The organism is Arthrobacter sp. UC242_113, from assembly GCF_044054585.1.
In the GTDB taxonomy this organism is placed as follows: domain Bacteria; phylum Actinomycetota; class Actinomycetes; order Actinomycetales; family Micrococcaceae; genus Arthrobacter.
This window is the reverse complement of sequence record NZ_CP171968.1, coordinates 3,657,899-3,670,607: the sequence shown is the minus strand read 5'-3', so window position 1 is coordinate 3,670,607 and position 12,709 is coordinate 3,657,899. Positions and strand designations below refer to the sequence as shown.

Here is a 12,709-nt window from a genome sequence, read left to right as displayed (position 1 = left end):
AATGTTCCGTTACACAAAGAAGACCCTGATCCGTGAAGTGGGGATCATCCTCGTCGCGCTGGTGTTCCTGCTTCCCTTCTACTTCCTGCTCAACATGGCGTTCAAAAACAGCTCCGACGCGCTGACCACCTCCGCCGTCGAGCTCGCCACCAACCCCACGCTGGAGGCCTTCGGCCAAGCCCTCCGGGGCGGCCGCCAGGCCACGCTCATGGACGGGATGCTCAACAGCGTCATCATCACCGCCGGAAGCGTCCTGCTGCTGGTGCTGATCGGATCACTCTCGGCCTACACTCTGAGCCGGCGGACGGGAAAGCTGAGCAAGGTGGCCATGGGCCTGATCCTGGTCACCATGGTCCTGCCGGCCCAGGCCGCGATCATCCCCATCTATGTGGGAATGCGGAATGTAGGGCTGGTGGGCACCCACATCGGCACCATCATCATGTACGCCGGAGCCCTGCTGCCCATTTCGATCTTCCTGTACATGGGGTTCACCAACGGCATAGCGCGGGACTACGAGGAGGCAGCCCAGATCGACGGCGCGTCCCGGTTCACGGTGTTCCGCAAGATCATCTTCCCGCTGCTGTCGCCGGCCACCGGCACCGTCGCCATCTTCACCGGCCTCATTGTCTGGAATGACTTCTTCACCGGCCTGATCTTCCTCAACGGCTCAGACGCTGTGACCCTGCCCGTGGTGATCTACAACTTCGTGGGCGAGAGCGTCTCCCAGTGGAACGTCATCTTCGCCGCCATCATCATCTCCATGATTCCCATCCTCGCGTTCTTCCTCATGGCGCAGAAACAGTTCATCCAGGGCTTCACCGGGGGTGTTAAGTCGTGACGGCGGCCGGTGTCGACCAGTCCACTGCCGCCCAGGGCGTGGAAGGACAGCGGATTGCAGGCCAGGGGGACGGTACGTATCTAAACCCGGTGTTCTCCGGGGACCGGCCTGACCCCGCGATTCTTCGCGACGGCGACGACTACTACCTGACGTTCTCGTCGTTTGAAGCCGCCCCGGGATTGATGATCTGGCATTCGCGCGACCTCCTCAACTGGGCTCCGATAGGGCCGGCCCTCCGGCAACCCATCGGCAGCGTTTTCGCCGTGGACATGTGCAAGCACGAGGGACGCTACTACATCTACATACCGGTGATACCAACCGCGGTGTCACCGGACCCCCGCCAGCAGATCTACGTCATTCACGCCCCGGACATGAGGGGCCCATGGAGTGACCCGGCGCCGGTCGGAATCTTCGACCAGATCGACCCCGGCCATGTCGTGGGCGAGGACGGTAAGCGATACCTGTTCACGAACGGCATGAGCCGGGTTCGCCTTACTGACGACGGGCTGAGCGTCGACGGTCCGAAGGAACACGTCTACGACGGATGGAAGTACCCCGATGACTGGGTGACCGAGGCGTATGCCCTGGAAGGACCCAAGCTCGTCCGCCGCGGCAAATGGTTCTACCTGACATCGGCGGTGGGAGGAACCTCGGGTCCTCCCACCGGCCACATGGTCACGGTTGCCCGTTCACATTCGGTGCACGGCCCTTGGGAGGACTGCCCCGACAACCCCATCGTCCGCACCTGGGACGCCAAGGAAAAGTGGTGGAGCCGGGGCCACGCGACCCTTTTCGAGGGACCTGGGGGCCGCTGGTGGATGATCTATCACGGCTATGAAAACGGCTACCTCACCCTGGGCCGGCAGACTCTCCTTGAACCGGTGGAATGGACGGAGGACGGCTGGCCGGTCGCCCAGGGCGGAGATCTTTCGGTACCCCTGAAGGCACCGCTTGACCGGATACCGGGCCAGGACCCCGCAATCCACGGCATCGCCCTTTCCGACGACTTCAAGGAACCGCGTTTCGGCACCCAATGGACCTTCCACGCCCCGGCGGCCGACGAGTACGCCCGAGCGTCCTTCGGTGACGGCCTTCTGCTGCAGGGGAGAGGCAGTTCCCCGGCCGACAGTTCTCCGCTCACCTGCCTCGTCGGTGACCACTCCTACGAGGTGACCGTGCAGGTCGAACTCCTGGGAGATGCCGTCGGCGGTCTTCTTCTGTACTACAGCAACCGCCTCTTTGCCGGCCTCGGGTTCAACGAGGAGAGAATCTTCACCTACCGGGCGGGCCGGGATCTCCACTACTGGCGGAAGGAACCCGCTCCGGAAACCCGGAACCTGCACCTGCGGATCGTCAATAACGCCAACATCCTCACGCTGTTCTACAGCCGTGACGGCATCGCATGGACACGGCACGGGCTGCGGTCTGAAGTCTCCGGCTACAACACCAACACGGCTGACGAGCTGCTCAGCCTCCGCCCGGCGTTGTTCGCGACCGGTACGGGCCGGGTGCGCTTCCGGAACTTTCAGTACCGCGCCCTAGAAGACTGACGACACTACACAGGAAGGTGCGCATGACGATCCACCAGGACGTACGACGACGGGACGCGGTTGAGGTGGTCATCGAGGACCTTATCGCCCGGATGACGTGGGAGCAGAAACTCGGACAGCTCCAAATCGCCTTCCGCCCCAAACTTGAGGATGCCAAGGACCTGGTGCGCGCCGGCATCGGAGCGGTCTTCTGGCCCCGGAACGCCGAGGCCACCAACGAGCTGCAGCGCGTAGCCCGGGAGGAAACTCCGCACGGCATCCCGCTGCTGGTGGGGCTCGACGTCGTCCACGGGCACCGGACAATCTTTCCCACCCCGCTGGCCCAGGCCAGCAGCTTCGACCCGGAAGTTGCGGCAACGGACGCCCGCGTCTCGGCCCAGGAGGCACGCTCCGGCGGCGTGAACTGGACCTTCTCCCCGATGGTCGACGTGTCACGCGACCCGCGCTGGGGCCGGGTGGTCGAGGGCTTCGGCGAGGACACCCACGTGAACAGCGTCTTCGGCGCAGCGAAGGTGCGCGCCTACCAGGGCGACTCGCTCGCCGACCCCGGCTCGATCCTGTCCTGCGTCAAGCACTTCGTGGCCTACAGCCAGCCCGAGGGCGGCCGCGACTACAACACCGTCGACCTTTCCATCCAGCGGTTGCGCAACGTGTACCTGGAACCCTTCCGGGCCGCGGTAGCCGCAGGCGCCGCGACGGTCATGGCCTCGTTCAACACCGTTGCCGGCCGCCCCGTCCACGCCAACAGCGGGCTCCTGACGGATCTGCTGAAGGACGAATGGGGCTTCGCCGGCGCCATTGTCGGCGATGCGGAGGGCGTGGTGAATCTCATCGACCACGGCGTCGCCACGGACCTCGAAGACGCCCTGCGGCAATCCGTCGGTGCGGGGCTCGACGTAGAAATGGGCGGCAACATGTTCGACGGCAGCGGCGCCGCCCGGCTTTCGCCGAACGACGTCGACGAAGCCCGCGTGGAGGACGCCGTCCGGCGGGTGCTCCGGCTCAAGCATGCCCTGGGTCTCTTCGATGAACCCTTCGTTGATCCCGCCCGGGAGGTCACCGAGCCGGCGGCCGAGAGCCGGGGCCTCGCCCGGGAAGCCGCCGAGAAGAGCCTGGTGCTGCTCAAGAATGACGGCACGCTGCCGCTGGGCCGCAAGCGTCAGAAGGTACTGCTGGTGGGCCCGTACGCCGAGAGCGCCGACCATCTCGGGACCTGGGTCCAGTCGTTTGCCGCGCCGTCCGGGTCGCTCGCGGATGCACTGCGCCACGAGTGCCCGGACTGGGACCTCACCGTCCTGCAGGGAAGCCACTTCTACGAGCCGGATGAGGCCCTCCTGGCCGAAGCCCGGGCGGCTGCGGCCAGCCACGACGTGGTGATTGTGGCCGTCGGGGAGCCCTCCGGCATCACCGGCGAGGCGAGTTCGCGCAGCGACCTCCGCCTGCCCGGCTGGCAGGAGACACTGATCCGTGAGGTCGCCGGTACCGGCACCCCTTTCACCGTCGTGATGTTCAACGGCCGGCCGCTGGTGACCGCCGGCTGGATCGACGAGGCGCCCAGCGTCCTCGAAGCCTGGCACCTGGGGCTGGAAGGCCCGGCCGCCGTCGCCCGCGTGCTGACGGGGGCCGTCAATCCCGGCGGCCGCCTGCCCATGTCCTTTCCCCGGTCATCCGGCCAGGTGCCGGTCCACTACGACCACGAGAACACCGGAAGGCCAGCCCGCAGGGCAGCCCGGCTGGGTGAGGGCGTGCAGGACATTGGGCTGTTCGGGCCCGGCAACACCGACGACCGCTACACATCGAAGTACCTGGACCTTGAGCTGGGCCCGCAGTTCCCGTTCGGCCACGGGCTGAGTTACACGTCCTTTGCCTACGGCGGGCTGCAGCTGTCCACGGAGCGCCTCCCGCTTGGGGCGCTGCGGGACGTGGCAACCCTTGGCCTGACCATCAACGTGGCCAACGTGGGGGACCGCGACGGCGACGAGGTAACCTTTGTGTTCGTCCGTGACCGGGTGGCCTCGCTGGCCCAGCCCGTCCGGCGGTTGCGGGCGTTCACGAGGACACTGCTCAGCAGCGGCGAGGCGCGGGAACTGCACTTCGAACTGGGCTGGGAGGACCTGGGTTTCTGGGATAACGCCGGGGAGTACGTCGTGGAGCCGGGCGAGTTTGAGATCTACGCCGGCGGCGGGTTGGACTCCCCGCTGGGCGCTGTGTTCACGGTCGAAGGCTGAGCTTCCGCCAGCAGAAGGAGGAGGTGCCGCCGGCACCTCCTCCTTTTTGTGCAGCCCGGCTGCGGCTGAGCCAGTTCAGCCGGGCCGGACCATGCTGAAGCGCCGGGCAACCGAGCGGGCTCCGATCACTGCCAGCGCAACGGAGGTCAGGGTCGGGTTGCAGGCAGTCGACGTCGGGATGACGCCGTTGCCGGCGACATACAGCCCGTCCGTGCCCCAGACCTGGCTGTCGGCCCCGCATACGGACGTGCCGTCGTCGTCCCGGCCCATCCGCACGGTGCCCTGGTAGTGGAGGGAGGTTCCGGCGGGAAGCAGAAACGGGGGCCGGTCATCCAGGAAGGTGCCGAGGGCGTTGCCCGCGCGGACCACGGCAGCCTTGGCTGCCTCGACCACCTCCAGGTCCTTCCACGTCAGGCTGTAGTGGATGTCCATGCGCGGCATGCCGTAGTGGTCCAAGGCGGTGTCGTCGAACTCCACCCGGTTCTCCTCCACGGGCTCCGTGGCGCAGAACCAGCCCAGCCCGATCACAGAGCCCGGAACCACAGGATCGTCCTCGGCCAGCGGGATGGGGGAGGCGTCCAGCTGCATGACCTGGCCGTGGAAGGGCTCATCGTCCGTGTACGGTACCCAGGAGACACCGCTGTGGCGGGACGCGGCGGATCCCGTGCCGCCATCTGCCGTGGACCGTGCTGTTTCTGCCGCCACCGCCTCGGCGGGAAGCCGCACTGCGCTGATCACCTGCGGCTGGTCGTTCAGGTACCGGCCGAGGGCCCGGGGCCTGATTCCCGAGGCGAAGAGCAGCTGAGGCGTGCGGAGCGCGTCGCCGGCGACGACAACCACCGGGGCGGTCACTTCGTATTCCGTCCCTGTTTCTACGTCCCGCAGCAGCGCCCCTGCCACCCTGCCGCCGTCGAGCAGCACCTTCCGGCAGAGCGTTCCGGCCCTGAGTTCAAACGTGCCCTTGTGCGCCGCGCCGGCCAGGGGGCCGAGGACGACGTCGGTCCCGGACCAGGTGACGGAACCGTCGTTATGCTTGCGGACCGCCAGCGGCATGGGCTGCACGGCGGCAGGGCCGGTGCGATTAAAGGCGGCGGACAGGCGGCGCCGCACCTCACCGGAGAAGGGGGCGTCGTCGAAGGCCGACGACGTGACGGACAGCAGCCGTTCGGCGTCCTGCAGGGCGGCATTCAGGTGGTCAGGGTCCAGGAACGGGATCCGTTCGGCGCCACCCGGGCGGGGGCAGGCGCAGGTCCAGTGGGCGCCCATGCCGCCCACGTTGCTCGACATGGCGGCAGCGGGCATACCAGCCCTTGCCGTCGACTCGGGCCGGAGCAGGAAGGTGCCCGGCCGTCCGGGGCCGGGCACGCCGGCGTCGGGGTTTATGGACGTCACCGGACCCTGGGACGCGAGCTGCGCGGCGGTCCGGGCCTCGGAGTCGGCGATGTTCTTGATGTGGCCGCCGAGGGGCGTGCTGATCGCCGGTCCCGCCTCAACCATGAGGATGCGCAGGTGCGGGGCCTCGTCGTGCAGGGTGCGGGCGTAGGCCGCACCGGACGGGCCGCTGCCGACGATCACGACGTCCGCTTCGCGGGAAAGGGTGGCTGGTTCGGTTTTCAAGGGGAATCCTTTGCGGATTTCGTGTGCCCGGGCTGTGGTCCGGGGCACGGTGCCCGGGAGCATCAGCGCACAATGTGGCCTTTAACGATGCAGGCACCCATCAGAGACCGTAACCGACGAAGCGCCCCTGCGGGGAGTCCCGGGGAGAAAGGGAAGCATCGAAACCGGTGATGCGGGGCATTGGCGGAAGTGATCACGCCGGCCCTGCACATCGGTTCCGGCTGGCGGTAAGTTGAGGTTTACGCCCGTCGTAGGTCGGTGCGAAGTGTCGCGCGGAAGCGCGCCAAAAACACGAGGAGCTGGGTGTGAATACCGCCCATCAGATCAAGCGTGGAGTCAGTTTCTACAGCTATCAGGAAGAGTACTTCCTGCGAAAAATGTCCCTTGAGGACTGTGTCCGGGAAGCCGCCGCGATCGGCGCGTTTGGCGTCGAGATCATCCCCGAGCAGTCCATCACCGGCTATCCGAACCCGGGCGAGGACTTCTACCGCCAGTGGAATGGCTGGATGGAGAAGTACGGGACCACCACAGTCGCCACCGACCTGTTCATCGACACCAAGCGGTACCCCGGCCGGACCATGACCACGGAAGAAGCGGCAGAGTCGGTACGCCGCGACCTGGACATCGCCAAGCGGCTCGGTGCGCGCCACGTGCGGGCCATCATCAACACCCCGCCGGAGGTCATGGAGGCCTGCGCTTCCTACGCGGAAGCACTGGACCTGAAGCTCCTGCTGGAGGTCCACGCACCGTTCCACTACGAACACCCGTGGATCCTGCGCCACCTGGAAGTCATGCACCGCCTGCAGTCGCCGGCGCTGGGCTTCATGCCGGACATGGGCACGTTCGTGGAGCGGTTCCCGCGCGTCATGTCGGAGCGTGCCCTCCGCGACGGTGCCCGTCCCCACCTGGTGGAACTCGCGGTGGAGACCTATAACAACCACGGCGACGTGCATGGCCTCATGGACACGTTCAACTACATGGGCGCCAACCCCGTCGAGCTGGGCGTCGCACGGATCGCCACTTTCATGACGGCGCAGGACCCGCGCTCCATGCTCGAGCACATGCCCTACATCCACCACATCCAGGCGAAGTTCTACGAGATGACCGACGAGGGCGTCGAGTACAGCATCCCTTACGAGAAGATCATCCCTGTGCTGATCGAGGGCGGCTACGACGGCTACCTGTCCAGCGAGTACGAGGGCAACCGGCACATCCAGGACATTTACGAAGTGGACAGTGTGGACCAGGTCCGCCGCCAGCACCTGATGTTCGAGCGGCTGCTCGGCGAGGACCGCACCATCGACGTTGCCGCGGCAGCCGCGGCTGGAGGCAGCAATGTTTGATAAGTACATCATCGTCGAGGACACCCTCCGCAACGTGCACGACGGCGACGGCGTCACCGGCTTCGAACTGGGCGTCCGGCTGCCGTACTACCGCGGGCTGGGCCTCTCCATGGTTGAGGACGTCGAGGTCACGGTGGACGGGGAGACCGCCCCGGCAGAAGCCGTCTCGCTGACGGTCCACGGCAACACCTACCGGCTCACCGAGTTGCCGGGCATCTTTGACGACCGGTGGGAGATGGGCGAAGTGGCCACCGTCTCGGTGGACAAGGCCGGCGGCCTCGGCCGCGGGGAACACGCCATTTCGGTCCGGGAAAGGCTGCGGATCTCCTACATGCCGGTCCCGGGTGGCGGCGCGGACCGGAAAACCCTGGCCCTCCAGGGCTGAGCGCGTCATGTCCTTCGAGCACGGATTAGTGCCGGAGGACAGCCTGCGGGCAGCCCCCGGCGGGTACACACTGGACCTTCGGCTGCCGTGGATGCGGAGCCTGCCCTTCTCTTCGGTGACAGGCATCCGGCCCACGGTTAACGGGATTCCGGCTGATCCCGGTGCCGTGACGCTGCGGATCCGCGGTGACGAGGCGGAGCTGGACGAACTGAATGCCTGGTGGGACCGCTCCTGGTTCATCCAGGAGCGGATCAGCCTCGTGGTCCGCTCGGGGCCTGCCGTCATGGAAGGCGAGGATGCCGACGTCGCCGTTGCTGTTGACCTGAGCATCCCGTACATCCTGACCGGCCCCGGCCGGCCGCTGGCCATCACCCAGTCGTCGGGCCGGCGGCTGGTGGCGGGCGGCGCACGCCCCCTTGCGCAGGTGGCGTCATGACCGCGGGCCCACGTGGCGGACAGGCTGGCGGGTTCACGGACCCCGAGTGGGCATTCACCATGTTCTCCCTGACCACGGAATTGCTCAGGGCTGAACGAAGCCCGGACGAGCTGCTGAGGTCTGCAGTGGAAGCCGGGCTGTGTACGGCCATTGAGGCGGATGCCCCGCAGCACTTCCGCGGCTACCCCTGGGCCGGCGGGCAGCCCGACGCGCAGGCACTTGCGGAGCGCTGCGAATTCAGGGCGCTCGCCGAAGCGCTTGGGATCCGCCTGACCCTGCTGGGCATCTACAACGACTCGGCGCTCAGGCGGGACCGGGTGATGACGCCGCAGGAATCGGTGGACTACATCGACGGCCAGCTCGCGGCTGCTTCAGCCATGGGCTTTGAGGGCGCGCGCATAGCCTTCGGCCTGGCCCCCGAAATCCTGGCACCACTCGCGGAGCGGGCGGAGCATCACGGTGTCCTGCTTCTCCAGGAAGTCCAGGGCGGGATACGGCCGGACGGCGAGTCATTCCAGCGGCAGCTTGCCGCCATTGACCGGATCGGCAGCCGGCAGCTGGGCTTCGTCTTCGACCTGAGCGCGTGCATGCCGGCGCTCCCGGTGTCCTACCTGGAGGCCTTGCGGCAGGAGGGTGTTCCGCGCTGCGCAGTCGATTACCTGGAGGCCGAGTGGCACGGTTCCACGCCGCAATCCCTGAAGGCCGGCCTGGACGCGGCGCTGGGGGACGCGCAGCTGACCGGTGCTGCAAGGGCAAGGCTCTCCATGGTGTTCGGCCGCTTCGGAAACACCACCGTGGCTGAGTGGCGGGAGTTCCTGCCGCTGGTGCGCGGTGTGCATCTGAAGTACTGGGACCTCGAGGACCGGGACGGCAGGGTTTCCGGACCCATCGGCGAGCTCCGGCGGGAGCTTGCAGCCGCGGGCTACGCCGGCGCGGTGACCAGCGAATGGGGCGGCCACGAGTGGCTGGACATCGATCCCATCGGCATGGCCAGGGGCCACCGCAGGCTGTACGACAAATCGCCAACGTAAGTAGCAGATGAGGGCGTTCCCAGTGCTGGGAACGCCCTCATCTGCTACCTGGTTGGGCTTTAGCGGGTCCTGTTCCGCGGCCGGCTGCGGGCCGCGACCAACGTGGCCGCCTCCCGGCGCTCGCCGACGGTGTTCTCGATGCTGCCGATCCCTTCGACCGTCATCCGGACGGTGTCGCCCGTCTTCAGCGGCGGGGGAGTCTGGGCGCCGTTGCGGCCCCACAGCTCCGCCAGGCAGCCGCTGCCGGAGGTCCCGGATCCGAGCACATCGCCGGGCCGCACCACGGAATCCTGGGAGGCGTAGGCCACGAGCTCGGCGAAGGGCCAGCCCATGTTGGAGAGCAGGTCCTGCCCGATCAGCTCCCCGTTGACCTCCACGGCCATGGAGACCGGCAGGAAGCCCTCGTCGTCGTGCAGGTCCTCGAACTCGTCCGCCGTGACGATCCACGGCCCGAGCGTGCTGGCGAAGTCCTTGCCCTTGCACGGGCCCAGGCTCACCTTCATCTCGCGGCGCTGAAGGTCCCTCGCGGACCAGTCGTTCAACACCGTGTAGCCGAAGATATGCCGGTGGGCATCCGCCGCGGAGAGGTTGGTCCCGTCGCTGCCGGGAACACGCCCGACGACGGCGGCCACCTCGGTTTCGAAGTCCAGGGCGCTGCATCCGGCGGGGATGCCGATGACGTCGCCCGTCGCCCGGACGGTGTGCGGGTTGGTGAAGTAGAACGTCGGGGCCTCGTACCACTCGGGCACCATCCCGGCCACGCCGTCGATGCTCTTCCGGACCCCCTCGACGTGTTCTTCAAATGCCACGAAGTCCCGCATCGTGGCGGGGACCAGCGGGGCCAGCAGCACGACGTCTGCCAGCGGCACCGACGCCGCGCTGTCCAGGGTTTCGGCCGCCAGGCGCAGTGTCGCGGCAAGGCCAGCCTCCAGCAGTGTGCCGACGGTGTGTTCGGGCGGGAGCGGGTAGCAGCGGTCCGCTTCGACGAACCCGGCGTGCGTCCCGCCGTCGTAATTCCAGCGCGCAATCCTGGCCATCGGTTACTTCCCTCCGACGCGTGCGTGAAGTGGGCGGGCAGCGGCCGGCCGAAGGCCCAGCGCGGCCGCGTTCCCGGCGCTGATGAGTTCCTCCTCGGCAGCCGGGAGTCCGGCGGCCTCCAGGTCTGCGACCGGATCGTCCGATCCCATGTCGAACGGGTAGTCGGAGCCGAGCAGCACGCGGTCGGGGCCGGCTGCTGCCACCAGGGCCCGCAGCTCGGCCGGGCTGTGGACCAGGGAGTCGAAGTACAGCCTCCGGAGGTAGGACGACGGCGGTTCGGCACACCGTTGGGCCTCCGGCCGCACCTTCCAGGCGCGGTCCGAGCGGCCGAGGCTCGTGGGCAGATAGCCGCCACCGTGCGCGGCCAGCACCCTCAGGCCGGGATGGCGGTCCAGCACCCCGCCGAAGATTAAATGCGAGAGTGCAACGGCGTTCTCCGCCGGCTGGGAGACCGTGTTGGCGAGGTAGAAGCGGTCCAGCCGCTCATCCAGCGAGCAGCCGAACGGGTGCAGGAACACCAGCGCGTCCAGCTCGGCCGCGCGCGCCCAGAAGTCCTCCAGCCGCGGGTCCGAGAGCTCCACCGTGGTCTGCGCTTCGCCCGGTGTGGCAGCAAAGGAGCCGATCTCCACACCGAGGAGGCCGCACTCCAGCACCGCGTGCTCCAGGGCCTCGACCATCAGGGCCGGGTGCTGCAGGGGCACCAGGCCCAGCCCCTGCAGGCGCTCCGGCGCCTGGTCCACGAGTTCCCGGACGGCCCGGTTGGCCTGGCGGGCCAGCTCCAGGGCCAGCTCCTCGCCGGCAAAGTAGTAAAAGTGCGACGGCGACGGCGACACGATCTGCACGCCCACCCCGGCCGCGTCCATGTCCGCCAGCCGCCGCCGCACGTCTGTGAGCTGGAGCCAGCGCTCCTTGATCATCTTTCCGGAAGCCGTCATCGACTCGCCGCCGTTGCGCTGCACCTCCAGGGCCTGCTGCGCCGCGAAACCCTCCGGGTCGGCGTCGGCGACGAGCTGCTGCAATGCGGGGAGCAGCACGTGCGCGTGCACGTCCACGCTTCGTGTGTCTGTGTCTGTGTCTGCGTCTGTGTCGGGTACGGGGGTGTTCATGCGGGCTCCTTCAGCATGGTGGAAAGCGAATTCAGCAGGCCGGGAACGTCGGCGTCGCGGACGCCGTCGAGCATCCACTGACCCAGCTGCACTGAGGCGGTGACGACGGCGCGGGCCCGGTCCAGGCGGCGGTCGGAGAATTCCTTCCACAGGGTGTCGGTGAGTTCGTCGTGGCCGAGCAGCAGTTCGGCGAGGACGGCGGCGTCCTCCACTGCCATCGCCGCGCCCTGCGCCACGGTGGGCGGGCAGCTGTGGGCTGCGTCGCCGATGATCACCGTGCGGCCGCGGTTCCAGGGTCCGTCCACGAGGTGGCTGGTGAATTGGGTGTAGTTGATGCGGGCGCTGTGGTCCAGGTTCCCGCGGATCTCATTCCAGGGGCCGCCGTAGGCTGCGGCCAGCTCCGCCATGATCCGCGGCCCGTCCTCGTGGCTGCGCTCCTGGGCCTTCTCCACGAGGTAGGCGTAGATACTGTCCGGACCGGTGGGGCAGTAGCCGGCGATGAAGCACGGGCCGCCATACGTGAGGTCGGTACGCACCACGTCCTCGGGCCGGGCCACGAATGCGCGCCAGATCCCCATGCCGGCGGGGGCGGGTTCAACGTCGATGCCGATGGCCTGCCGGACGGTTGAGCGCAGGCCGTCGGCGCCGATGACGAGGTCGTAGGTGGAGCCGGTGCCGCTTGTGCCTTCGGCGGTGCTGACGGTGACACGGCCGCCGTCGTCCGTGACGCCGGTGACGGCCCGGCCGTACCGGATTACGGCTCCAGCCTGCTCGGCACGGTCCCGCAGGATGGCCACGAGGTCCGGACGGTACATGCCCAGGGTTGCGGGCAGGTCGTCGCCGCCGGTGCGGATGTCATCCAGGACGGCGAGGACCGTGCCGGCGGGATCCGGTGCCCGGAGGCCCAGGGTGCTGAACGCGAAACCCTTGGCGGCAAGCTGGTCCCAGATGCCAAGCTGCCGGAAGACCCGCAGCGCGTTGCCTTGCAGGGTGATCCCGGAACCGAGAGTCTGAGGTTCATCTGCGCGTTCCAGGACCTCGACTTCAAGCCCGGCGTCGGCCAGCAGGATGGCGGCGGTGAGCCCCGCCGCTCCTGCGCCGACGATCCCGACTTTCTGTACTGCTGCCATCTCGGAC

Annotated in this window: 11 protein-coding genes; 7 read left to right on the top strand and 4 right to left on the bottom strand. The window is 67.8% G+C overall.

What is annotated here, in order from left to right; genetic code table 11:
- Position 1: 1 nt before the first annotated feature.
- Genes ACHMXB_RS16715 through ACHMXB_RS16705 form a run of 3 tightly spaced genes read left to right on the top strand, consistent with a single transcriptional unit; the run spans position 2 to position 4,616 of the window.
- Entirely contained in the window at positions 2-838 is an 837-nt protein-coding gene (locus ACHMXB_RS16715) for a carbohydrate ABC transporter permease (protein WP_395400127.1), read from the top strand.
- A complete protein-coding gene (locus ACHMXB_RS16710) occupies positions 835-2,388 on the top strand; it encodes a family 43 glycosylhydrolase (protein WP_395400125.1) in 1,554 nt (517 codons plus the stop codon). Before ACHMXB_RS16715 ends, ACHMXB_RS16710 begins: the two co-directional genes overlap by 4 nt.
- A gap of 23 nt (positions 2,389-2,411) precedes the next feature.
- Positions 2,412-4,616 (top strand): glycoside hydrolase family 3 N-terminal domain-containing protein, encoded by a 2,205-nt coding sequence (locus ACHMXB_RS16705; RefSeq protein ID WP_395400123.1) that lies wholly within the window; start codon positions 2,412-2,414, stop codon positions 4,614-4,616.
- Between the two features lie 75 nt (positions 4,617-4,691).
- Here ACHMXB_RS16705 and ACHMXB_RS16700 read toward each other — a convergent pair whose 3' ends face one another.
- Positions 4,692-6,233 carry a GMC oxidoreductase gene (locus ACHMXB_RS16700; protein ID WP_395400121.1) on the bottom strand — a complete coding sequence of 514 codons (1,542 nt, stop codon included), beginning with the start codon at positions 6,231-6,233 and terminating at the stop codon, positions 4,692-4,694.
- A 305-nt stretch (positions 6,234-6,538) separates the two neighbouring features.
- Between ACHMXB_RS16700 and ACHMXB_RS16695 the strand changes: the two genes are divergently transcribed.
- Genes ACHMXB_RS16695 through ACHMXB_RS16680 form a run of 4 tightly spaced genes read left to right on the top strand, consistent with a single transcriptional unit; the run spans position 6,539 to position 9,428 of the window.
- Complete coding sequence (locus ACHMXB_RS16695) at positions 6,539-7,576, top strand: sugar phosphate isomerase/epimerase family protein (RefSeq protein WP_395400119.1); 1,038 nt, start codon at positions 6,539-6,541, stop codon at positions 7,574-7,576.
- On the top strand, positions 7,569-7,961 hold the full coding sequence (locus ACHMXB_RS16690) for a DUF6379 domain-containing protein (protein ID WP_395400117.1): 393 nt from the start codon (positions 7,569-7,571) through the stop codon (positions 7,959-7,961). Before ACHMXB_RS16695 ends, ACHMXB_RS16690 begins: the two co-directional genes overlap by 8 nt.
- Before the next feature lie 7 nt (positions 7,962-7,968).
- Positions 7,969-8,397: a DUF6379 domain-containing protein gene (locus ACHMXB_RS16685; RefSeq protein ID WP_395400115.1), complete on the top strand. Its 429-nt coding sequence runs from the start codon at positions 7,969-7,971 to the stop codon at positions 8,395-8,397.
- Positions 8,394-9,428: a hypothetical protein gene (locus ACHMXB_RS16680; RefSeq protein ID WP_395400113.1), complete on the top strand. Its 1,035-nt coding sequence runs from the start codon at positions 8,394-8,396 to the stop codon at positions 9,426-9,428. The genes ACHMXB_RS16685 and ACHMXB_RS16680 overlap by 4 nt, the downstream gene beginning before the upstream one ends.
- 59 nt (positions 9,429-9,487) lie before the next feature.
- Here ACHMXB_RS16680 and ACHMXB_RS16675 read toward each other — a convergent pair whose 3' ends face one another.
- The 3 genes from ACHMXB_RS16675 to ACHMXB_RS16665 are packed head-to-tail and all read right to left on the bottom strand — an operon-like array spanning position 9,488 to position 12,702.
- Positions 9,488-10,465: a fumarylacetoacetate hydrolase family protein gene (locus tag ACHMXB_RS16675; RefSeq protein WP_395400111.1), complete on the bottom strand. Its 978-nt coding sequence runs from the start codon at positions 10,463-10,465 to the stop codon at positions 9,488-9,490.
- Between the two features lie 3 nt (positions 10,466-10,468).
- A complete protein-coding gene (locus tag ACHMXB_RS16670; protein WP_395400109.1) occupies positions 10,469-11,572 on the bottom strand; it encodes an amidohydrolase family protein in 1,104 nt (367 codons plus the stop codon).
- Complete coding sequence (locus tag ACHMXB_RS16665; protein WP_395400107.1) at positions 11,569-12,702, bottom strand: FAD-dependent monooxygenase; 1,134 nt, start codon at positions 12,700-12,702, stop codon at positions 11,569-11,571. The genes ACHMXB_RS16670 and ACHMXB_RS16665 overlap by 4 nt, the downstream gene beginning before the upstream one ends.
- Positions 12,703-12,709: the final 7 nt, after the last annotated feature.

Excerpts from the sequence above, each read along its gene's own strand:
- ACHMXB_RS16715 (WP_395400127.1), top strand. The coding sequence starts at position 2 with ATGTTCCGTTACACAAAGAAGACCCTGATCCGTGAAGTGGGGATCATC.
- ACHMXB_RS16705 (WP_395400123.1), top strand. The coding sequence starts at position 2,412 with ATGACGATCCACCAGGACGTACGACGACGGGACGCGGTTGAGGTGGTC.
- ACHMXB_RS16690 (WP_395400117.1), top strand. The coding sequence starts at position 7,569 with ATGTTTGATAAGTACATCATCGTCGAGGACACCCTCCGCAACGTGCAC.
- ACHMXB_RS16685 (WP_395400115.1), top strand. The coding sequence starts at position 7,969 with ATGTCCTTCGAGCACGGATTAGTGCCGGAGGACAGCCTGCGGGCAGCC.
- ACHMXB_RS16680 (WP_395400113.1), top strand. The coding sequence starts at position 8,394 with ATGACCGCGGGCCCACGTGGCGGACAGGCTGGCGGGTTCACGGACCCC.
- ACHMXB_RS16675 (WP_395400111.1), bottom strand. The coding sequence starts at position 10,465 with ATGGCCAGGATTGCGCGCTGGAATTACGACGGCGGGACGCACGCCGGG.
- ACHMXB_RS16670 (WP_395400109.1), bottom strand. The coding sequence starts at position 11,572 with ATGAACACCCCCGTACCCGACACAGACGCAGACACAGACACAGACACA.
- ACHMXB_RS16665 (WP_395400107.1), bottom strand. The coding sequence starts at position 12,702 with ATGGCAGCAGTACAGAAAGTCGGGATCGTCGGCGCAGGAGCGGCGGGG.